Below are 21228 nucleotides of genomic sequence, written 5' to 3'. Positions count from 1 at the left end.
GACCGAGGGCGCGGCGGTGGATCGGGAACACCGTCCTGTCGCCATCACCCACGATCATCGTGCGGGCGGCGGTGGGTGGCTGAGCAGTCAGAACGCGTCCGCTACGGCATCGCGGACAGGCCGAGTCGGTGGGCCGTCTCCGTCACTTCACGGGTGAGTTGTCGTGAGGCGGTGGCAACCGCGATGCTGTCGGCCGTCGCCAAAGTTTCACGAGAAGCCGTCGTGTCTCCGGCCTGCGCCTGCGCCATGGCCAGATGCACCAGGTCGCGGCCGTGCCAATCGGCGCCGCCCGCCTCCTCGTTCACCCCCTCGACACCGACCGTCAGCAACTCCAGTGCCCGGTCGTTGGCGCGGCTGTCGGTCGCGCCGAGATACCGCCACACGATGCCCTGCTGGACGGCAAAGAACGACGGCGTGTACCAGTAGCCCCATGGGGACAACGGTTCCTCCGCTGCCTGGGCCGACACGTCCGACGCCTCGGACAGGCAGGCGAGCACATCGGCAGCATCCGCTCCGGCCATGGCAAGACCTCTGGCCTCCTGCCCTGCGCAGTAGGCTCGCAATGCCGCGTTCACGGTCTCGTCTCGGCGCGCAGCCCGGGAAAGCCCGATCATCGCGCGCAGATCACGCCGCACTTCCGCCTGATGGCCCTGGAAGGACAGCACGGTGGCGACGAGATCCTTGTTGCCGGCCTCGGTCGCCCAGTGCAGAGCCCTCGCCTGCCACACCGTGGCCGCACGGTCCTCGCCCCGCGCGATGCTCAGCCAGCCCGCGAACTGTGCCCACTGCGCGGCCACGTCCACGACTCCGGGCCGCACGTCGTACGGGGCGTCCCGCAGCAGGCAGGTAACGGTGTCGAGGTGGGCACGGACCGGTGCCATGATCGGCCCGGATCCGATGGCGTCCTCCAGCCGGCGGTAACCAGCGAGCAGGCCGGCGAGCGCTTGCGCAGCGGCAGCATCGACCCGCCGGGGATGCGCCGTCACGTACGCAAGGCGTTCACCGCCATCGGGGGCATCGACGACCAGCCCCGCCAGCGCGCCCTGCGCCGCGAGCGCGTCATCGAGCCGGAGCGCCACGTCCACGGTGGGTTTGGTCTGCCCGATCTCCAACTGGTGGACGAGGCTCTTGCCGTAGTTGACGGTGGCGGCGAGCTGCCGCAGCGACATGCCGCGCGCCTCACGAAGTCGTCGCAACTCAGCGGCGAACCGTGGGTCGACGATCGTCCTTGCACGTGGGGGCACTGTCGCACTCCTACACCCTCAGGTTGGCGATCACTACAGTCAGCAGCCCTGCAGTCATCGACCGTACTCCTACCCGCGAGGAGAGGTACCGATGGTGAATCGCCCGGCCGCAGCACCACCGACCGGAACCGGACCACCGCAGGAATCGACTTTCGGCTGGTCGACACGAGTGCTGGTCTGTTACAGGGCGTCGAACTCAGCCGATGCCTGCACCACCATCCTCCTCGCTAGCCTGCTGCGCTCGGCACGAGCGTCTCAGGCCGGATTCCCTGTCTAGCGCGGCCCGACTTCATCGGAGCGACCAGCGGGCGGCAGTCGGGCCGCCACCGTTCGCAGCAGGCGCATCGGCCGGAGTAGGTCCTCGAAACCGGCGGCGTACGCCTGCCCACCGCTGGTCTGGTCCTGACCACCACCTGGCGCAAGCCGAGCAACCGTTGCTGGTTCGACGCCAGAGCGTGGCCGGCTTTCGGGGCGGCGCATCCGCGTGACGTCTCCGAGGTCGCGCGATCCTCAGAGCGCCACGACCGCCGCCGTCTCGGCCGGCAGTTCGATCCGGTCCCGCATCACCGTGACCCCCTCCCCCGTGGCCAGCAGCACCCGCCGCGCCACCCCCGGCAGCGTGATCCGCTGCGGCTTCGCGGCCAGGTTCGCCACCACCAGCGTCTCCCCCCGGCGCATCACCAGGAAGTGGTCGCCGTGGCGCGCCTCCACCCGGTTCAGCCGCGGGTCGGACAGGTCGGGGCGGCTCTTGCGCAGTGCGATGAGCCGCCGGTGGAAGTCGTACATCTCGCGGTGTTCGGGCTTGTCCAGCTCGGCCCAGTCGAGCCGGGAGCGGACGAACGTATGCGGGTCCTGCGGGTCCGGCACGTCCCCCTCCGGCCAGCCGTGCGCGGCGAACTCCCGCTTACGGCCGGTGGCCACGGCGGTCGCCAGCTCGGGCTCGGGGTGGCTGGTGAAGAACTGCCACGGGGTGCTGGCCGCCCACTCCTCCCCCATGAACAGCATCGGCGTGAAGGGCGCGGTGAACAGCAGCGTCGCGCCCACCCGCAGCAGCCCCGGGGAGAGCGTGGCGGAGATCCGGTCGCCGGTGGCCCGGTTGCCGATCTGGTCGTGGTTCTGCAGGTACGCCACGAACCGGTGCCCCGGGGTGCGCTGCCGGTCCACCGGCCGCCCGTGGTGCCGGTTGCGGAAGCTGGACCAGGTGCCGGCGTGGAAGAAGCCGCCGGTCAGCACGTCGGTGAGGCATTCCAGGGAGCCGAAGTCGCCGTAGTAGCCCTGCCGCTCGCCCGTGAGCAGGGTGTGCAGGGCGTGGTGGGCGTCGTCGTTCCACTGGGCGTGCAGGCCGTAGCCGCCGGCCTCCCGTGGGGTGATGAGCCGTGGGTCGTTGAGGTCGGACTCGGCGATCAGCGACAGCGGCCGGCCGAGGTGGGTGGCCAGCGACTCCACCTCCACGGCCACCTGCTCCAGCAGGTGGGTGGCGCGGCTGTCGGGCATGGCGTGCACGGCGTCGAGCCGCAGCCCGTCGACGTGGTAGTCACGCAGCCACATCAGCACGCTGTCGACGATGTAGCGGCGGACGCCGTCGGAGTGTGGGCCGTCGAGGTTGACCGTGCGGCCCCAGGTGTTGCTCTGCTCGGTGAGGTACGGCGCGAACATCGGCGCGTAGGCCCCGGAGGGCCCGAAATGGTTGTAGACGACGTCGAGGATCACCCCCAGACCCTTGCCGTGGGCGGCGTCGACCAGCCGTTTCAGGCCGTCCGGGCCGCCGTACGGCTGGTGCGGGGCATACCAGCAGACGCCGTCGTAGCCCCAGTTGTGCTCGCCGTTGAAGGCGTTGACCGGGAGCAGCTCGATCATGTCGACGCCGAGGTCGACCAGGTGGTCGAGGCGGCCGATGGCGGCGTCGAAGGTGCCCTCCGGGGTGAAGGTGCCGACGTGCAGCTCGTAGAGGACGCTGCCGGGCAGTTGCCGGCCGGTCCAGGCGCGGTCGGTCCACTCGAACGCCGCGTGGTCGTAGAGCCGGCTCGGCCCGTGCACCCCCGCCGGCTGCCAGGCCGACCGGGGGTCGGGCAGCGCCCGCTCGTCGTCGTCGAGGAGGAAGGCGTAGTCGGTGCCGGGGCCGGTGGCGGGCACCTCGACCCGCCACCAGCCGCCGGGACCGGAACGCATCTCGTGGTCGGCGACGCCCGGCAGGCGCAGCCGGACCCGGGCGGCCTGCGGCGCCCACACCGCGAATTCGGTCATGACGCAGCCTCCACGGACTCGGGGGTGGGAGCCAGCAGCGCGACGGGATAGGTGGCCAGCAGGTCGGCCAGACGGGTCTCCCCGCCACTGTAGACCCGGCCGGTGAACAGGTCGGTCAGCTCGTGAACGGGAAGTGACAGGACCGTGTCGTCCCAGCCGCCGGCGCGGGCCAGTCCGAGCGGCAGCCGGGTGGCGACCGCGACCGCGCCGCCCCGGTCGAAGGCCACCGCGTGCCGCCCGGCGCGCCCGTGCGCCGGCACCGGCCGATAGCCGGTGAACAGCTCCGGGCGGTCGCGGCGCAGCCGCAGGGTCCGCGACACCACCAGCAGCTTCGCCGCCCCGCCGGCGTCGACCGGCGGAAGCGGGCCGCCGTCGAGGTCGGCGAGCAGTTGCCGGCGTACGGCGAAGTCGACCGGGCGGCGGTTGTCGGGGTCGACCAGGGAGTTGTCCCACAGCTCGGTGCCCTGGTAGGTGTCCGGCACCCCGGGCATGGCGAGCTGCACCAGCTTCTGCCCGAGGGAGTTGGACCAGCCGGCCGGGGTGATCTCGGCGGCGAACGCGGTCAGCTCGGCGTGCAGCTCCGGGTCGTCGTACATCGTGTCGACCACGGCGTGCATGGCCCGCTCGAAGACGGGGTCGGGGTCGGCCCAGCTCGTCGACACCGACGCCTCCCGGGCGGCCTTCTCGGCGTACGCGTGCAGCCGCTCCCGCCCGATCGGCCAGGCGCCGACGGCGGTCTGCCAGAGCAGGTGCGCGAAGGCCGGGTCGGGCAGCGGCGCGCGGGCCGTCCACCGCGCGACCAGGTCGGCCCAGCGCCCCGGCAGTTCGCTGAGCACCGCGAGCCGGGCACGGACATCCTCGGAGCGCTTGGTGTCGTGGGTGGAGAGGGTGGTCATGCTCGCCGGCCAGCGCACCTGCCGGGCGGCGGCGAAGCGGTGGAACTCCGCCGGCGGCGTGCCGAAGTGGGCGGGGCTGCCGCCGACCTCGTTGCGCGCGACGAAGCGGCTCCAGCGGTAGAAGGCGGTGTCCTCCACCCCCTTGGCCATCACCGCGCCGGTGAACTGCGGGAAGCGCCTCGCCAACTCGTCGTCCGGATCGCGCAGTCGGCGGGTGACCGCGTCGAGCGCGCCGGCCAGGTCGGGGCGGCGGCGGCCGGCCTCGGCGCGGGCAGCGGCCAGGTGCCGGGCGCCCTCGGGCGGATAGCCCCGGTAGACGGGGAACGCGGCAGCCAGCTCGGCCAGCGCCGCGCGGGCCGCCTCGCGGTCGACGTCGGGGGCGAGCGCGGCCAGCCGGGTCAGCTCGGCCGACAGCAGCCGGGTGGCGGCGGCGAGCTTCGTGTCGTGGGTGAGGTCCTCCCAGGAGGTGCGCCGGCCGGTCAACCGGGTGTCCAGCGCGGTGAAGTCGGCCTCCGCGTCGGGATCGACGAAGAGCCCGCAGACGGCGGCGAGGGCGTCGTAGCCGGTGGTGCCGTCCACCGGCCAGGATGGCAGCTCCTCGCCGTACTCCAGGATCTTCTCCACCACCAGCCAGGCCGCGGGGGCGGCGGCGCGCAACCGGGCCAGGTAGCCGGCCGGGTCGCGCAGCCCGTCCGGGTGGTCGACGCGGATGCCGTCGACCTCCCCGGCCGACACCCAGCGCAGGACCAGCTCGTGGGTGGCGGCGAAGACCGCCGGGTCCTCCACCCGCAGCCCGGCGAGGTCGGAGACGGCGAAGAACCGGCGGTACGTCAGCTCGGCGTCGCCGCGCCGCCAGGAGACCAGCTCGTAGTGCTGCCGGTCGTGCACCTCGCGGACGCTGCCGTCGCCGGTGCCCTCGACGACCGGGAAGCGGTGCTCGTGGTAGCGCAGCTCCCCGTCGGCGAGCTTGAGGTCGTCGAGGGCGTCCGGGGCGTCGGCCAGCACCGGCAGCAGCAGCCGGCCGGCGTCGCAGTCGATGTCGAACCAGCCGGCGTACGCCGACTCGCGGCCCCGGCGCAGCACGTCCCACCAGGCGGGGTTGGCGGCGGGCACGGCCACCCCGGCGTGGTTGGGCACGATGTCCACGACCAGGCCGAGGCCGGCCGCCCGCAGGGCGCGCAGCAGCCGCCGCCGGCCCGCCTCGCCGCCCAGCTCCGGGTTGACCGCCCGGTGGTCGACCACGTCGTAGCCGTGCGCGGAGCCCGGGGTGGCGGTCAGCAGGGGCGCGCTGTAGAGGTGGGTGACGCCCAGGTCGGCCAGGTAGTCGGCGAGGCCGGCGGTGGCGTCCAGGTCGAAGCCGGGGCGGACCTGCACCCGGTAGGTGGCGCCGACCCGGGACGCGACCGGTCGAGGGGTGGTCGACATGTCAGGCCGTCCTCTCCAGCACCACCACGCAGCGGTCCGGCACGCCCAAGATGCCGCCCGCCTCGACCACGGTGGTCTTCTCCGGTTCCGGTTCGACCGTGCTGATCACCAGCTCCCAGCGTCGGCCGAACTCGGGCCCGGGCACGGTGAAGTCCAGCGGCGCGTCGTGGGCGTTGAAGCAGAGCAGGAAGGAGCTGTCCACGTGGCGCTGGCCGTACTGGCCGCGCTCGCGGATGCCCTCGCCGTTGACGAAGAGCGCGACGGAGCGGCCGAAGTCGTTGCCCCAGTCCTCGCCGGTCATCTCCCGCCCGTCGGGGGTGTACCAGGCCAGGTCGGGCAGGGGCTCGTCGACCAGCCGGGAACGCACCGGCAGGCCGGTGAAGAAGCGGCGGCGGCGGAACACCTGGTGGCGACGGCGGAAGGCGACCAGCTTGCGGGTGAACTCCAGCAGGTCGGCGTCGGCGTGCTCCCAGTCGACCCACGCCAGCTCGCTGTCCTGGCAGTACGCGTTGTTGTTGCCGCGCTGGGTGCGGCCCAGCTCGTCGCCGTGGCCGATCATCGGCACGCCCTGGGAGAGCACCAGGGTGGCCAGGAAGTTGCGCCGCTGCCGTGCCCGCAGGGCCAGCACCGCCGGGTCGTCGGTGTCCCCCTCGACCCCGCAGTTCCACGACCGGTTGTGGCTCTCGCCGTCCCGGTTCTCCTCCCCGTTGGCCTCGTTGTGCTTGTCGTCGTACGAGACCAGGTCGGTGAGGGTGAACCCGTCGTGGCAGGTGACGAAGTTGATGCTGTGGAACGGTCGACGCCCGTCGTCCTGGTAGAGGTCGGCGGAGCCGGAGATGCGGGACGCGAACTCGGCCAGGGTGGCCGGCTCGCCGCGCCAGAAGTCGCGCACGGTGTCGCGGTACTTGCCGTTCCACTCGGTCCACACCGGCGGGAAGTTGCCCACCTGGTAGCCGCCGGGACCGACGTCCCACGGCTCGGCGATGAGCTTGACCTGGCTGACCACCGGGTCCTGCTGCACCACCTCGAAGAAGGTGGAGAGGCGGTCGACCTCGTAGAACTCGCGGGCCAGGGTCGCCGCGAGGTCGAAGCGGAAGCCGTCGACGTGCATCTCGGTCACCCAGTAGCGCAGCGAATCCATGATCAGCTGGAGCGAGTGCGGGCTGCGCACGTTGAGGCTGTTCCCGGTGCCGGTGTAGTCGACGTAGCGGCGTCGATCCTCCTCGCTCAGCCGGTAGTAGCTGGGGTTGTCGACGCCCTTGAAGCTCAGCGTCGGGCCGAGGTGGTTGCCCTCGGCGGTGTGGTTGTAGACCACGTCGAGGATGACCTCGATCCCGGCGGCGTGCAGCGCCTTGACCATGCCCCGGAACTCCTGCACCTGCTGGCCCAGGCGACCCCACGCGGAGTAGCCGTGGTGCGGGGCGAAGAAGCCGATGGTGTTGTAGCCCCAGTAGTTGCGCAGCCCCAGGTCCGCGAGGCGGTGGTCGTGCACGAACTGGTGCACGGGCATCAGCTCGACGGCGGTCACCCCGAGCGTCGTCAGGTGCTCGATCATCGGCGGGGAGGCCAGGCCGGCGTACGTGCCGCGCAGCTCCTCGGGGATGTCGGGGTGGCGCATGGTCAGGCCGCGCACGTGCGCCTCGTAGATCACCGAGTGGTGGTACGGGGTGCGCGGCGGCCTGTCGTTGCCCCAGTCGAAGTACGGGTTCACCACCACCGACCTCGGCACGAACGGCGCCGAATCGGTGGTGTTCATCCGCTCCGGGTCGCCGTGCTCGTAGTCGTAGACCGCCGGGTCCCACCGCACGTCGCCGTCGACCGCCTTGGCGTACGGGTCGAGCAGCAGCTTGTGCGGGTTGCAGCGCAGCCCGTTCGCGGGGTCGTACGGCCCGTGCACGCGGTAGCCGTACCGCTGCCCCGGCTCGACGCCCGGGATGTACGCGTGCCAGACGTAGGCGTCGACCTCGCGCAGCTCGACGCGCCGTTCCGCCCCGGTCTCCCCCTCGTCGAACAGGCACAGCTCGACCCGCTCGGCCACCTCGGAGAAGATCGCGAAGTTGGTGCCCATCCCGTCGTAGGCGGCCCCCAGGGGATACCGCTCACCCGGCCAGACCTGCATGTCGCTCCTTCGGCCCAAGATCATGAGCGCGCACCGCACCATGAGCGCACCACACGGCGGGGGCCGGGCGACACGCGTGCCGGTATTGCCCCGCGGGTTCGGCCGCCAATCCACCCGATCGGCGGATGACCGGAATCCACCCGACCGATACCCGCCGGCGCACCCCACCGCACGGACCGAGCGCCGCGGTTACGATCTTGCATCCGCACTGGTCAGGGTGTTGATCATCGGACAGACTCGCAGGACCCGGCTGGGACGAGGTCCGAGGGGGATGTACGTGCGGATTCTCCTGGTGGAAGACGACCTACGCGTGGCGTCTGCCCTCACCAAGGCCCTGCGCCGCCGGGGATACGAGGTGGTGCCGGCGCTGACGGCCGCCGAAGCGATCCGGGCCGACCCGGTCGACCTGGTCCTGCTGGACCTCAACCTGCCCGACCGGGACGGCCTGGAGGTGTGCCGGCGGCTTCGTCAGGCCGACGAGGACGTCGCCATCATCGCGGTCAGCGCCCGTGCCGAGGAGTACGACCTGGTGGCCGGCCTGCGGGCCGGCGCCGACGACTACGTCGTCAAGCCGTTCTCGATGGTGGAGTTGCAGGCCCGCATCGAGGCGGTGATGCGGCGTACCGTCCGCAGCGCCCGGACCACGAGCCAGTTGCGGGTCGGCACGCTGCGCATCGACGTCAACGCCCGGCGGGTCTGGGTGGGCGACCGGGAGGTCAGCCTGGCCCGCAAGGAGTTCGACCTGCTGGTGGCGCTGGCCCGGCAGGCCGGCGCGGTGGTGCCCCGGGACCGGTTGCAGTTGGACGTCTGGCAGACCACCTGGGGGACCCGGCACAACCTCGACGTGCACGTCGCGGCCCTGCGGGGCAAGCTCGACGACGCCGGCCTGGTCGAGACGGTCCGGGGCGTCGGCTACCGGCTGCGCGCGGGATGACGACGGCCGGTGAGCGACCCGGGTGTCCGCGACCGCCCGCCGACGGCGGTGAACAGGTCGGAAACCTCAGATGATCCTCAAGAAACGCAGGGTGCGGGCCAACGGTGGGCCGAGTGCGGGTGTGCTGGGCGCACCCCAGCCATCCCTCCTGTTTGGAGATCCCTTTTGAGATACAGACGGACAACGGCCGGTGTGTTCTCCGCCCTGCTCGCCGCCACCCTCGTGGCGACGGCGGTGCCCGGGCAGGCGCACGGGCAGCCGAGCGCGGCCCTTCAGCAGGCGGAGCCGAACCAGGTGCAGGGCCTCACGGTCGTGCAGGGCGACGGGTACGCCACGCTGGCGTGGACCCGGGTAGAAGGGGCCACCGACTACCAGATCGAGCGGACCCCGCTGGCCGGGGACGGCACGCCCGGCACGCCCGTCATCGTCGGCGTCTGGCGCCCGAACCGCCAGGTCAACAACACCGCGCCGACCTTCGCCGACGCCGGCTTCGTACCGGGCAACGGCTTCCAGTGGCGGGTCCGGGCCCGGTTCGGCACCGAGGCCCAGCCCTACTCGACGCCGGTCAGCGGCACCACCAGGGCCCACTGGGGCGACCCGGCCGCCCCGGGTGAGAACCTCCGCACCCAGTGGGAGGACACGCTGGGCGCCCAGTACACCAGCGACGTCAACGAGTACGCGTACACCGCCGCCATCGACGCGGCCAGCGACCGCGTTCGCGTGGTGGAGATCGGCCGCACCGTCCAGGACCGGCCGATCAACATGCTGGTCATCGGCTACCCCAAGCCGCCGGCGACCCCGGAGGCCGTGGCCGCGACCAACCCCCTGATGGTCAACTGCAACGTGCACGGCAACGAGCCGGGCGACCGCGAGGCCTGCCTGATCATGGCCCGGCAGTTGGCCTTCACCAAGGACAGCAAGACCCTCGACCTGCTGTCGAAGACCACCATGCTGATCGTGCCGACGCTCAACGGCGACGGGCGGGCCGCCAACACCCGGGGCAACTCCACCGGTCAGGACCTGAACCGGGACCACTCGCTGATCCGCCAGCCGGAGACCCACTCCCTCGCCGAGATGGTCCGCGACTACCGGCCGGTCGCCGGCTACGACGGCCACGAGTACGGCAACACCAACGCCGGTGACCTGCCGATGCTGCCGCCCCGGCACCAGAACGTGGCGCAGGGAATCTTCGACGAGTCGCAGGAGATGATCGAAGGCCACATGTACGCCCAGGGCGCCCAGGACGGCTGGTGGGCGTGCCCGTACGGCTGCACCTCCAACGCCACGGTGGGCCTGAGCGAAGAGACCATCCTGCGTAACACCCTCGGCCTGAAGAACGTCGTCAACTCCCTGCTGGAGCTGCGCAGCTCCGGTGGCCCGACGCGGCCCGACGAGAGCAACACCGCGAACAACCGCCGACGCAAGACGTACTCCGCGCTGTGGACGTTCAACGAGTTCTTCAAGTACCACGGCGCCAACGTCAAGGACATCACCAAGGCCCGCGCCGAGGCAATCACGTTCCAGTCCGCCAACGAGGGACGGATCGTGTTCCGGGGCTCCCGGGCGATCGAGGCCTACCCCGCCCCGCACCCGGGTGAGGCCCCGCCGCCCGTGGACGCCCCCACCCCGGAGCGGATCCTCGACCAGCCGCCGTGCGCGTACAAGCTGACCGAGGAGCAGTACCACGGTGAGCGTACCGACGGCCCGGCCGGCAAGCGCACCACGGCGGCCCAGCGCATCGCCGCCCACGGCTGGAAGGTGATCAAGGTCGCCGACGGCTACCTGGTGCCGCTGTCCCAGCCGCAGCGGGGCCTGATCCCGCTGCTGCTCGACGAGCAGGCCGTCGAGGGCCTGGTCGCCGGCGAGCGGATCGCGCCCACCCTGACCGGCACCCACGACGGCACGCTGGTCGTCTCCGGCGTCGCCTGCCTGGACGGGGCCACCGTCCGGGGTTCGATCCAGGTGCGGCCCGGCGCCACGCTGATCGTCAACGGCAGCTCGATCGACGGTCCGGTGAACGCCACCGGCGCCGCCGGGGTCGTCATGACCGACAGCACGGTCGAGGGTCCGGTGCGCGCCACCGGCACCAGCGGCCCGGTCGTCCTGGTCGGCAACGAGGTGACCGGGCCGGTCAGCGTGACCGACAGCAAGGGCGTGGCGCCGCTGGTGGCCGGCAACACCGTCAACGGTCCGCTGGCCTGCGCCGGCAACTCCCCCGAGCCGACGAACATGGAGGTCACCAACTCCGTACGGGGTCCGAACTTCGGCCAGTGCGCGCGTCTGTGACCTGCTGAGTTCCGCCCGAACGCGGTGCCGGCAGGTCGGCCGCCCGCCGACCTGCCGGCACCACCCGCACCCGTTCCGAAGTGGAGAAGACCGTGCCCGACACCCTCACCCCGGGGCCGTGCTCCGGAAACCGGTCCCGGGTCGCCCGCCGCCGGCGGGCGGTGGCCGGGACTGCGCTGGCCCTCCTGGTCGCGGTGACCGGGTGCACCAGCTCGCAGGAGGAGACGCCCGCCGCGACGGACCGCACCGGCGACGCCACACCGGTCGCGGTCACCGGACCGCTGTGCGACGTGCTGCCCTCGGGGGCCGAGCCGGGTAGCCCGGGCTCGCTGGTGGGCCAGTCGCCCGACCAGGCCCTCACCTGGATTCCCGTGCTCACCACGTTCGAGGCGGCGGTCCGGGCCACCGGGATGGCCGAGGAGTTGTCGGCCGCCGGTGGGCTGACCATCCTCGCCCCGACCGACGACGCCTTCCGGGCCAAGTTCTCCACCGCCAACCTGGACCACCTGCTGCTCAAGGACACCGACACGCTGCGGGGGCTGCTGAAGGAGCACCTGGTCGGCGGGGCGCGCTCGGCCGCCGAACTGGTGGCCGCCGGCTCCGTCACCACCCTCGCGGGCAGCACCCTCGCCGTCACCGCGGCCGAGCCGGGGGCCCGGCTGGCCGACCGGGCCGAGACGGTCTGCGCGGACTACCGGGCCGCCGGCGCCCGGATCCACGTGATCAACAAGGTGCTCGGAAGCCTGCCGGACACCGCCCGCGAGGAGGACGACTACCACTGAGCGGCCCGACGGCTCCCCAACCGGCCCACGACACCGGCCGCCGACCCCGCACCCGGGGGTCGGCGGCCGGTGTCCTCCGTCACCTTGGCCCTTTTCGAGATGCGGGATCGGGCTCGATGCCCTTTGCTTGTTCACGGGACGCGCCCGCGCGTCTCCCCTCGGCCCCTCGGCCACCCCCACCACTGTCTCGCCGCCACCGCTGCCGGCGCGCACCTTCATGCATGGACGGAGATTGATGTGACGACCCTGCGGGTCGGCGAGCAGCCCACCACCTCCCCGGGTCGGGTCCACCGGCCCACCCTCACCTCCCGGCCCCAGGTCCCGGCGCACGCCGGGCCGGGCACGCCCCCGCAGACCCGCCGCATCCTGATGCTCTCCTGGGAGTACCCGCCCGTGCTCGTGGGCGGGCTCGGCCGGCACGTGCACGCCCTGTCGGTGGCCCTGGCCGCCGCCGGGCACGAGGTCACCGTCGTCACCCGGCACGCCGACGGCGCGCCCCTGGAGGAGTACGCCGACGGCGTCCGCATCGTGCGCGCCGCCGAGGATCCGGTCACCTTCCCGCTGGCCACCTCCTCCCTGCTCGCCTGGACCATGGCGTTCAACCACACCCTCACCCGGGCCGCCCTGCGCGCCACCGAGGCCGGCACGTACGACGTCATCCACGCCCACGACTGGCTCGTCGCACACACCGCGATGACCCTGCGCGAGCACCTGGACATCCCGCTGGTCAGCACCATCCACGCCACCGAGGCCGGCCGGCACCAGGGCTGGCTGCCGGAGGAGATGAACCGCACCATCCACGGCGTCGAGCACTGGTTGGCCGGCGAGTCCGGACGGGTGATCGTCTGCTCCGGCTACATGCGCGACGAGGTGACCGGGCTGTTCGGCGTGCCGGCCGGCCGGGTCGACGTGGTGCCCAACGGCGTGGAGCCGCACCGCTGGCGGGCGCCGGCGGCCGCGGTGGCGCAGGCCCGCGCCCGGTTCGCCGGGGACGGCCCACTGGTCACCTTCGCCGGCCGGCTGGTCTACGAGAAGGGCGTGCAGCACCTGATCGCCGGGCTCCCCCGGCTGCGCGAGCGGCACCCCGGGCTGCGCGCGGTCATCGTCGGCGACGGCCCGTACCGCGGCGAACTGGAGGCGGAGGTGCACCGTCTCGGCCTGGCCGGCACGGTCAGCCTCCCGGGCTTCCTCGGCGGCACCGACCTGCCCGCGGTGATGGCCGCGTCGGACTGCTTCGCGGTGCCGAGCATCTACGAGCCGTTCGGCATGGTGGCCCTGGAGGGCGCCGCCGCCGGCGCGCCCCTGGCGGTCGCCGCGACCGGCGGGCTGGCCGAGATCGTCGAGCCGGGCGTCACCGGGATGACCTTCCGGCCACACGATCCGGACGGGCTGACCGACGCCGTGCACGCCCTGCTGTCGGACCGGGAGCGGGCCCGCGAGCTGGCCCGCCGCGCCCACGCCATGGTCCACGAGCGGTACGGCTGGACGGCGATCGCGCACCGCACGGCCGCTGCCTACGCCGCGGCGATCGCCACGGCGCCGGCATTCACCGCCGCGCGGGCCGCCGAGCGGATGGCCCGGGGCCGCGCCCTGCCGGCCATCGCGGAGGGCAACCTGCTGGCCGCCGCCGGCCTGCGCTGAGAAGTAAGGAAGGGCACCTTCCTAACGCTTTCGGTAGAGGAAGGGGCCCTTCCTAACCGGCGGGCGACGCGGCGGGGCCTGATGGGCGTGGAGACGGCGAAGGCCGCCGACCCGGTGCGGGTCGGCGGCCTTCGGCGTGGTACGGCGGAGGTCAGCGCTCCGAGAACGGGGCGTACGCCCGCTCCGGGGAGCCGGTGTAGATCTGCCGCGGGCGGCCGATCTTGGTCTCCGGGTCGTTGATCATCTCGCGCCACTGGGCGATCCAGCCGGGAAGCCGGCCCAGCGCGAAGAGCACCGTGAACATCTTGGTCGGGAAGCCCATGGCCTTGTAGATCAGGCCGGTGTAGAAGTCCACGTTCGGGTAGAGCTTGCGGGATACGAAGAAGTCGTCGGCCAGCGCGATCTCCTCGAGCTGCATCGCGATGTCCAGCAGCGGGTCCGGCTTGGCCATCCGGCCGAGCACGTCCTGGGCCGCGTTCTTCACGATCGCCGCGCGCGGGTCGTAGTTCTTGTAGACCCGGTGGCCGAAGCCCATCAGCTTCACGCCGTCCTGCTTGTCCTTCACCTTGCGGACGAAGGACGCGACGTCGCCGCCGTCGGCCTGGATCTTCTCCAGCATCTCCAGCACGGCCTGGTTGGCGCCGCCGTGCAGCGGGCCGAAGAGCGCGTTCACGCCGGCCGAGACCGAGGCGAAGAGGTTGGCGTTGCTGGAGCCGACCAGCCGCACGGTCGAGGTGGAGCAGTTCTGCTCGTGGTCGGCGTGCAGGATGAACAGCATGTCCAGCACCTTGGCCACCACCGGGTCGACCTCGTACGGCTCCGCCGGCACGCCGAAGGTCATCCGCAGGAAGTTCTCCACGTAGCCCAGCGAGTTGTCCGGGTACAGCAGCGGCTGGCCGATCGACTTCTTGTAGGCGTACGAGGCGATGGTGGGGACCTTCGCCATCAGCCGGACCGTGGACATCTCGACGTGCGAGGCGTCGAACGGGTCCAGGCTGTCCTGGTAGAAGGTCGAGATGGCGCTCACGGCCGAGGAGAGCACCGCCATCGGGTGCGCGTCGCGCGGGAAGCCGTCGAAGAAGCGGCGCATCTCCTCGTGCAGCAGGGAGTGCCGCCGGATCCGCTCGGAGAACTCGGTCAGCTGCTGCTGGCTCGGCAGCTCACCGTAGATCAGCAGGTAGGAGACCTCCAGGAACGAGGACTTCTCCGCGAGCTGCTCGATCGGGTACCCGCGGTAACGCAGGATCCCCGCGTCGCCGTCGATGTAGGTGATCGCGGACGAGCAGGCCGCGGTGTTGACGAAACCGGGGTCGTACGTCGTCATCCCGGTTTCCTTGAGCAGCTTGCCCACCCCGATGCCGGCGGGGCCCTCGACCGCGGATTGCACCGGCATCGAAAGCTGCCCACCGGGGTGATCGAGCTTGACTTCCGTCATGTGGTTCCTCGCTTCGCCGGCAGATCTGCGTTGAATTGCCTTCGCTTTTACCGTAATCGCGGTCGCGGGGATACCGCCCGCCGTGGTTCGGCGGTGAGGTCTGCGTCACCCGATTCCCGACCAGCGGGCCGGGAAACCCCATCCATTTCGGGCACGTCGGGGCCGCCGGTGCCGCGTGAGCATGGGAACGCTACCGATGGGCCGGCCGCCCGGCGCAGGCGGGAGGGCGCGCGTCGCGGAGGGCAGGGCGCCCGTCGCGGGCGGGCCGCGGCGGCTCAGGACAGGTCGAGGCGGTGCAGCGTCCCGTCGGCGGCGACGCGGTAGACGTCCAGCCGGTTCGCCCCGGCGTGGAAGAGCCGGTCGTCGGCGACCAGGGCGGCGAAGCGGCGGCCACCGGCGTCCCGGGGGACCACCGGGACGACGGCGCCGACCCGGCCGTTGACGGCGACCGCCAGCAGGGTGCCGTCGGGCACCTCGTCCGGCACGTCGCCCCAGACCGCCGCCGGCAGCCGCCCGGTGTCCGGGTCGACGGCCCGGAACGCGGACAGGTCGGCGACGCGGGCGGTGCCGCCGTTCGGACGGTCGCCGACGGCGGTGCCCACGAGCGGGTGGGGCGCGGGCGGCGCGGGCGGGGCCGGCACGCCGCCGGGGATGGGCGTCGGTTCCCCGGGGCGGTCGTAGAAGACCTTGCCCGTCTCGGCGCGCGGGGCCTCGCGGGCGGACCGGCCGTCGACCCGCCACGGCAGCCGGATGGCGGCCTCGTCGGCGATCGTGGGCAGCAGGTCGACGTGCTGCCAGTTCCGGTCGTCGACCCGCCCGGCGCGCTGCCCCGGGGTCTTGACGAACATCGGCACCCAGGCAACCTCGTCCGGGGCGGCCCGGAGGGCGTCCATCCCGCGCCCCTGGGCGCCCTTGGTGAAGCTGACCCCGTGGTCGGCGGTGACCACCAGCAGGGCCTCGTCGTAGAGGCCGCGCGCCCGCAGGGTGCGCAGGGTCTCCCCGATCAGCCGGTCGGTGTAGCCGAGCTGCGCGAGGTGGCGCCGGTGGGCCAGCTCCACCCAGCCGTCGCCGTCGTTCGGCAGGTCCTCCGGGGCGTCGTAGCGCGTTCCGGACGGCAGGTACGTCCACGGGGGGTGCGGCATCAGCAGGTGCAGGAAGTGCAGCGTCGGCCGGGACGCCGGCCGCAGTCCGGCCAGGAAACTGGTGAACCGGGCCGGCTGGTTGGCGTTCAGGCTGTCCCAGCGGAACTTCGGGTCCGCCGGCACCGGCTCGGCGTCGTCGATGCCCGCCTCGGCTCGGGTGCGCTCCCGGTAGGAGTCCTCCGGGTCGACCCGGCTGTCCACGGGGCCGGCGAGGCGGCGCAGCAGTCCGCCGGTCTCCCGGACGAGCACGCCCATCCCCTGCTCCGGGGTGACCGGCGACTCGCACCGGCTGGGCGGGCAGAGCCGGGTGATGCTCTCCTCCGCGCGGATGTCGTACAGGCCGCCGAAGGCGGTGAAGAGGTTGTCCGGGTACTGCGAGTAGTGCGGCGCCGCCGCGCGCTGCGGGTACCGGCCGGTGAGCATCGCCGGCAGCGCGTACGGCGTCCAGCCGGCGACGCCGGTGGCGTTGCGGTACCAGGTGGAGCCGGCGGCCAACTCGGCGAAGTGCGGATACCGGGTGGCGTCGACCCGCCCGTCCGGTCCGAGCAGGGAGACCAGCGGCAGCTCGTCGAGGACCAGCACCACGACCGGCGGGTGGTTGCCGGGCCCGGCCGTCCCGGCCGCGCCGCCCTCGCCGCCGGGCAACACCACCGTGGAGGTGGGCGAGGCGAACAGGAACAACCCCACGAAGAGCAGCGGGCCGGCGGCGGCCAGCCGCAGCACCCGCCCGGGCGCGCGCCACCGCCGGTGCGCGACCGCCCCGGCGGCGCCGGCCACCGCCGCCACCAGCAGCAGCGGTACGCCCCGCAGCGGCGTACCGTGCCGGCCCACCTGCACGGCCAGGGCGGCGAGCAGGAGCCCGACCAGCAGGGTGTGCGTCACCGAGCGGGCGGCCCGCCCGGCCAGCCGGGACAGCGCGCCGAGCAGCGCCACGGCCGCCGTGGGCACCAGCACGACCAGCGCGACCAGCAGCAGGATCTCGCGCCGGTCCGCCCGGTGGAACAGGAAGAAGTCCGGGCTGCGGCCGAGGACGTCCAGCAGCGGCTGGGTCACCACGAGGCCGACGAGGGCGGCGACCTCCGCCAGCCGGCCGAGTTCCGCCCGCCGGCCCGACGACCGGCCGGCCCGCTCGGACACCGGCGGCGGGTCGGCCGGGGCGACGTGGCCCGCCGGGGCGGTGTCGTCGGCCCGGGCGGTCGGGGCCGCCGGTGCCGTGTGGGCCGCCGGGTCGGGCGGTGGGCCGCCTGCCGGCTCAGCCACCCGAGACCGCCGCGTAGAGGGTCCGGGTGCCTGAGGGCAGGTCGAGGCGGCGCGCGATCCGGCACCGGGCTCCCAGCAGCCGTTCGAACTCGGCGCGCCGGTAGCTCGGAAAGAGTCCCTCGGGCTTGTTGGCCAGCAGCCGGCGGGCCATCGGGTCCTCGGGGTGGACGAACTCCACCACTATCCGGCCACCGGGGGCGGCGAGGCCGACGAGCCAGTCCAGCACCTCGGTCAGCGGCACGTTGCGCCCGATCGCCAGGTGGTGCACCACGGCCAGGGCGAGCACCACGTCCGCCCGGGCGCGGTCCGCGAACGAGGCCCGCTCGACGCCCCGCCAGCCGCCGCCGGGGGACGGGTCGGCGAGGTCCATCACCAGCGGCAGGATCCGCCGTTCGCCCTCGGCGCGCAGCGCCCGGTAGAGCCCGTCCACGACGGCCGGGTCCTGCTCCACCGCGACGACGTAGTCGGCCTGCCGGGCGGCGAGCCGGGCGTACCGGCCGTCGTTGGCGCCGAGGTCGAGCGCCAGGCGGGGACGCGGCGGGTCGGCCAGCGCCTCGGCGACGAAGCGTTCCTTCGCGGCCCGGTCGTCGGCGGTGTACGCGCAGGTGCGCTGGTAGTCGACCCAGTGGCTGGCGGCCGGGCGGTGCTCCAGCCGGCGGACGAGCTTCTCGATCCCGCGTACGGTGGCCAGCGCCAACTCGCGGGAGTAGCCGGCCGCCCGTAGCTGCGACCGGACGTCGGCGGTGCTGGCCCGGGCGTTGCGGCGCTGCATCGCGTCGTGCAGGTGCACGTGGGTGGGCACGCCGGGCAGTAGCCGGCGCGCCCCGCCGAACAGTCGGCGCATCTGGTCGGGCTCGATCCCGTCGACCCGGGCGCGCAGCCACGGCTGGAAGTCCAGCCCGAGGTGGGCGCCGAGCAGGAGCGGGTAGAGCAGGGTCTGGCAGAACTGCCGGTAGCCGGCCCAGGGCTCGCCGTCGCGCGCCGGGGTGAACGAGCCGACGTCGATGAAGACCGGCTCCGCCCCCCGCCACTGGAGGTTGTACGCCGAGCCGTCCTTGGTGGTGAACCCGGCCGGCAGCGCCGCCCGCAGGATCTCCAGGTGCAGCAGCGCCGCGTCCCGCAGCATGGCGAAGGACCACTCGTACGGGTGCGAGACGAACGGGATGCGCTCGTGGCGGAGCACGGCCGCCCACCGGGCGGCCGTGGGCACCCGCGCCGGCTCGACCGGCTCGGTGCCGCAGACCTTGCCGGCGGCGAGCAGCGGCGGGAAGAATTCGGCGGCGGCCAGTGCGCGCCACTCCCGGGCGGCCCGCTCGTCCAGCCCGCGCAGCACGTCGTCGCCGAGGTGGAAGACCCTGTTGGCCGGGTCGCGGAACGACCCGGGGTCGGCGCGCACGCCGGTGTGGGGGGTCACCATCGCCGGGTCAGCGGTGGTCGGTGGGCTGGCGGCGGAAGCGGTCGACCAGCCGCCGCCAGTAGAGCTTGGCCGCCACCGCGGCGCCGGCCACCCCGCCGACTACCGCCTGCACGATCAGGCTGCCGGACCCCGCGTCCAGGTAGGCCAGGTGTTCCACCGACCGCTCCTTCCCTCGCCGTCTCGACCGCCGGCGCGCCCGGTCGCACCCTATGAGGGATATGGCCGGAAAGCCGGACTTGTCCCACACCGTACGCTGATCGTCCCCGCCGTGAAGGCCACACCGGGCACTCCACCCGGCGTCCGTTTCGTTCAAGACGCCCGCCCTGGGCGGCCCCTATCGTGGCAGCCATGGCACCGACACTGGACCTCATCGGCATGGTCGCCAGCGACCTGCCACGCTCGCTCGCCTTCTACCGCCGGCTCGGCCTCGACATCCCGGCCGAGGCCGACACCGAGCCGCACGTGGAGGTCACCCTGCCGGGGGGCCTCCGGCTGGCCTGGGACACCGCCGACACCGTCCGCTCGTTCGACCCGCACTGGAAGCCCGGGGGCGGCGGCGGTGCCGGGCTCGCGTTCCGGTGCGCCGACCCGGCCGAGGTGGACCGGCTCTACGCCGAACTGGTGGCCGAGGGCCACCCGGGCCACCTGCCCCCGTGGGACGCCTACTGGGGCCAGCGGTACGCGGTGGTGCTCGACCCGGACGGCAACCGCGTGGACCTGTTCGCCCCGCTCACCCAGGGGTGAGCGCGGTCCGCCCGCGCAGACCGGACCGGCCCGCCCGAGCAGGCCCGGACCGCAGGGCTGGACCGGGTTCGCTCAGCGCGACAGCAGGACGGTCGGCGGCACCCCGGCCAGGTCCCGCACGTCGCGGGTGAGGTGGGCCTGGTCGGCGTACCCACAGCGGGCCGCCACCTCGGCCAGCGGGGTGCCGGCGCGGGCCAGCGCCAGGGCGCGCCCCATCCGCAGGATCCGGGCCAGGGTCTTCGGGCCGTACCCGAACAGGTGCCGGCTGCGGCGATGCAGGGCGCGCGGGTCGAGGCCGACCTCGGCGGCGGCCGCCGCCACGGTCGTGCCGGCGGCCAGCGCGGCGGCGACCCGGACGCCGAGCGGGTCCGGGCCCCCGACCGCCCGCAGCCGCGCCGCGGCGGTCTCCGTCAGCACGGCGGCCGGGGCGGCCCCGGCCCGCTCGGCCAGCCGGTCGACGTCGCGGTCGCCCCACAGGTCGGCCAGGGGGACCCGTCGGTCGCGCAGCTCGACGGCGGGCACGCCGAGCACCGCCGGGCCGACGCCGGGCGGCAGCCGCAGCCCCACCCAGCGCTGCGCCGGCCCGCCGCCGCTCAGGTGCGCGGTGCGGTCCGGCCCGGCCACCAGCAGGCCACCACGGCTCGTCCAGATCAGGTCGACGCAGCCGTCGGGGAGCACCCGGGTCGGCGCGGCATCCACCCTCGTCGTGCTGGTCCAGAGCACCGCACCGGCAAACCCGGCGGGACGTTCCCGGTACATGGCGCCCAGCCTGCCACGACCGGACTAGCCTTCGATTGTGCGATGGTCGGTGCTGGACGCTCCGCTCGACTCCTCCGGCCGCGGCCGGGGCGAGCGGCGGGCGCCCGCGGCGCTGCGGTCGGCGGGGCTGCTGGGCCGACTGGGCGCGGCGGACGCCGGTGCGGTCGACACCCTGGTGACCGATCCCGCCCGGGACCCGGAGACCGGCGTGATCGGCGTCGAACACCTGCGGCGGGCCACCCGGGCGATCGCCGCCCAGGTGACGGAGCTGCTCGACGCCGGGCACAGCCCTCTCGTGCTCGGGGGCGACTGCGCGATCCTGCCGGGCACGCTACAGGGGCTGCCGGCCGGCTTCGACCTGTGGTTCCTCGACGCCCACCTCGACTTCGAGGACGGGCGTACCTCGCCCACCGGTGAGGCGGCGGACATGGAGCTGTCGATCGTCACCGACCACGGCCCGGCCGGCGTCCTCGACCGGGAGGGGCCGCTGGTCGACCCCGACCAGGTGCACGTGCTCGGCCACCGCCCGCCGGACCCGGACGTGGCGGAGGGCATGGAAGCCTTCCGGGTCGACCGCGCCGTGCACCTGGTGCCGGCCGACCGGCTGCGCGGGCCCGACGCGGCGGCCGTGGGCCGGGACCTGGCCACCGGCATCACGCCGGCCTGGCTGCACCTCGACCTCGACGTGCTCGACCCGGTCGTGCTGCCGGCGGTCAGCTACCCCGAGCCGGGCGGCCTGGACTGGGCCGACCTCGCGGCGCTGGTCCGGCCGCTGGTGCGCTCGGGTCGGCTGATCGGGATGAGCGTCGCGGACTTCAACGCCGACGAGGACCCCGACGGGCGGCACGCGGAGCGGATCGCGGCGGCCCTCGCCGAGCTGCTGTCCGACTGACCGGGGAC

The 21228-nt window shown here is 73.5% G+C and carries 15 protein-coding genes; 6 read left to right on the top strand and 9 right to left on the bottom strand.

Annotation, left to right across the window (positions count from 1 at the left end; all coding sequences use genetic code 11):
* Positions 1–101: 101 nt before the first annotated feature.
* From ACGFZ2_RS01485 to glgX, 4 genes are all read right to left on the bottom strand, one after another.
* Positions 102–1244 carry a multiprotein-bridging factor 1 family protein gene (locus ACGFZ2_RS01485; RefSeq protein ID WP_393448934.1) on the bottom strand — a complete coding sequence of 381 codons (1143 nt, stop codon included), beginning with the start codon at positions 1242–1244 and terminating at the stop codon, positions 102–104.
* A gap of 510 nt (positions 1245–1754) precedes the next feature.
* The gene (treZ, locus tag ACGFZ2_RS01480; protein ID WP_393448931.1) at positions 1755–3488 is read right to left on the bottom strand and encodes a malto-oligosyltrehalose trehalohydrolase; all 1734 of its coding nucleotides are present in this window, start codon (positions 3486–3488) and stop codon (positions 1755–1757) included.
* The gene (treY, locus tag ACGFZ2_RS01475) at positions 3485–5809 is read right to left on the bottom strand and encodes a malto-oligosyltrehalose synthase (protein ID WP_393448928.1); all 2325 of its coding nucleotides are present in this window, start codon (positions 5807–5809) and stop codon (positions 3485–3487) included. Before treY ends, treZ begins: the two co-directional genes overlap by 4 nt.
* 1 nt (position 5810) lies before the next feature.
* Entirely contained in the window at positions 5811–7928 is a 2118-nt protein-coding gene (gene glgX, locus ACGFZ2_RS01470; protein ID WP_393448925.1) for a glycogen debranching protein GlgX, read from the bottom strand.
* Between the two features lie 271 nt (positions 7929–8199).
* On the opposite strand from glgX, the gene ACGFZ2_RS01465 reads away from it, so the two are divergent.
* The 4 genes from ACGFZ2_RS01465 to ACGFZ2_RS01450 all read left to right on the top strand — a co-directional run bounded on the left by ACGFZ2_RS01465 (position 8200) and on the right by ACGFZ2_RS01450 (position 13571).
* Positions 8200–8862 (top strand): response regulator transcription factor, encoded by a 663-nt coding sequence (locus ACGFZ2_RS01465; RefSeq protein WP_393448922.1) that lies wholly within the window; start codon positions 8200–8202, stop codon positions 8860–8862.
* A 165-nt stretch (positions 8863–9027) separates the two neighbouring features.
* Positions 9028–11148, top strand: coding sequence for a M14 family zinc carboxypeptidase (locus tag ACGFZ2_RS01460; protein WP_393448919.1), 2121 nt, complete (start codon positions 9028–9030; stop codon positions 11146–11148).
* A gap of 92 nt (positions 11149–11240) precedes the next feature.
* Positions 11241–11930 carry a fasciclin domain-containing protein gene (locus tag ACGFZ2_RS01455; protein ID WP_393448916.1) on the top strand — a complete coding sequence of 230 codons (690 nt, stop codon included), beginning with the start codon at positions 11241–11243 and terminating at the stop codon, positions 11928–11930.
* A gap of 237 nt (positions 11931–12167) precedes the next feature.
* A complete protein-coding gene (locus ACGFZ2_RS01450; protein WP_393269839.1) occupies positions 12168–13571 on the top strand; it encodes a glycosyltransferase family 4 protein in 1404 nt (467 codons plus the stop codon).
* Positions 13572–13722: 151 nt separating this feature from the next.
* Here ACGFZ2_RS01450 and ACGFZ2_RS01445 read toward each other — a convergent pair whose 3' ends face one another.
* The 4 genes from ACGFZ2_RS01445 to ACGFZ2_RS01430 form a co-directional block, all read right to left on the bottom strand.
* On the bottom strand, positions 13723–15006 hold the full coding sequence (locus ACGFZ2_RS01445; RefSeq protein WP_393269835.1) for a citrate synthase: 1284 nt from the start codon (positions 15004–15006) through the stop codon (positions 13723–13725).
* Positions 15007–15281: 275 nt separating this feature from the next.
* Positions 15282–17285, bottom strand: coding sequence for a sulfatase-like hydrolase/transferase (locus ACGFZ2_RS01440; protein WP_393450180.1), 2004 nt, complete (start codon positions 17283–17285; stop codon positions 15282–15284).
* 115 nt (positions 17286–17400) lie between these two features.
* Positions 17401–18825: a class I SAM-dependent methyltransferase gene (locus ACGFZ2_RS01435; protein ID WP_393448913.1), complete on the bottom strand. Its 1425-nt coding sequence runs from the start codon at positions 18823–18825 to the stop codon at positions 17401–17403.
* 7 nt (positions 18826–18832) lie between these two features.
* Positions 18833–18982 (bottom strand): hypothetical protein, encoded by a 150-nt coding sequence (locus ACGFZ2_RS01430; protein ID WP_350685822.1) that lies wholly within the window; start codon positions 18980–18982, stop codon positions 18833–18835.
* A 191-nt stretch (positions 18983–19173) separates the two neighbouring features.
* Here ACGFZ2_RS01430 and ACGFZ2_RS01425 point away from each other — a divergent pair, with 191 nt between their 5' ends.
* Positions 19174–19569 (top strand): VOC family protein, encoded by a 396-nt coding sequence (locus tag ACGFZ2_RS01425; RefSeq protein WP_393448910.1) that lies wholly within the window; start codon positions 19174–19176, stop codon positions 19567–19569.
* A gap of 72 nt (positions 19570–19641) precedes the next feature.
* Here ACGFZ2_RS01425 and ACGFZ2_RS01420 read toward each other — a convergent pair whose 3' ends face one another.
* The gene (locus ACGFZ2_RS01420; RefSeq protein WP_393448907.1) at positions 19642–20328 is read right to left on the bottom strand and encodes a helix-turn-helix domain-containing protein; all 687 of its coding nucleotides are present in this window, start codon (positions 20326–20328) and stop codon (positions 19642–19644) included.
* Between the two features lie 37 nt (positions 20329–20365).
* On the opposite strand from ACGFZ2_RS01420, the gene ACGFZ2_RS01415 reads away from it, so the two are divergent.
* A complete protein-coding gene (locus ACGFZ2_RS01415) occupies positions 20366–21220 on the top strand; it encodes an arginase family protein (protein WP_393448904.1) in 855 nt (284 codons plus the stop codon).
* Positions 21221–21228 lie beyond the last annotated feature (8 nt).

The sequence above is a fragment of the Micromonospora sp. NPDC048063 genome (assembly GCF_043202855.1).
GTDB lineage: Bacteria > Actinomycetota > Actinomycetes > Mycobacteriales > Micromonosporaceae > Micromonospora.
This window is presented reverse-complemented; position numbering and strand designations above follow the sequence as displayed.

Bases quoted from the DNA above. Each gene is read 5' to 3' on its own strand.
- ACGFZ2_RS01435 (WP_393448913.1), bottom strand. From the start codon at position 18,825: ATGGTGACCCCCCACACCGGCGTGCGCGCCGACCCCGGGTCGTTCCGC.
- glgX (WP_393448925.1), bottom strand. From the start codon at position 7,928: ATGCAGGTCTGGCCGGGTGAGCGGTATCCCCTGGGGGCCGCCTACGAC.
- ACGFZ2_RS01420 (WP_393448907.1), bottom strand. From the start codon at position 20,328: ATGTACCGGGAACGTCCCGCCGGGTTTGCCGGTGCGGTGCTCTGGACC.
- treY (WP_393448928.1), bottom strand. From the start codon at position 5,809: ATGTCGACCACCCCTCGACCGGTCGCGTCCCGGGTCGGCGCCACCTAC.
- ACGFZ2_RS01445 (WP_393269835.1), bottom strand. From the start codon at position 15,006: ATGACGGAAGTCAAGCTCGATCACCCCGGTGGGCAGCTTTCGATGCCG.
- treZ (WP_393448931.1), bottom strand. From the start codon at position 3,488: ATGACCGAATTCGCGGTGTGGGCGCCGCAGGCCGCCCGGGTCCGGCTG.
- ACGFZ2_RS01425 (WP_393448910.1), top strand. From the start codon at position 19,174: ATGGCACCGACACTGGACCTCATCGGCATGGTCGCCAGCGACCTGCCA.
- ACGFZ2_RS01465 (WP_393448922.1), top strand. From the start codon at position 8,200: ATGTACGTGCGGATTCTCCTGGTGGAAGACGACCTACGCGTGGCGTCT.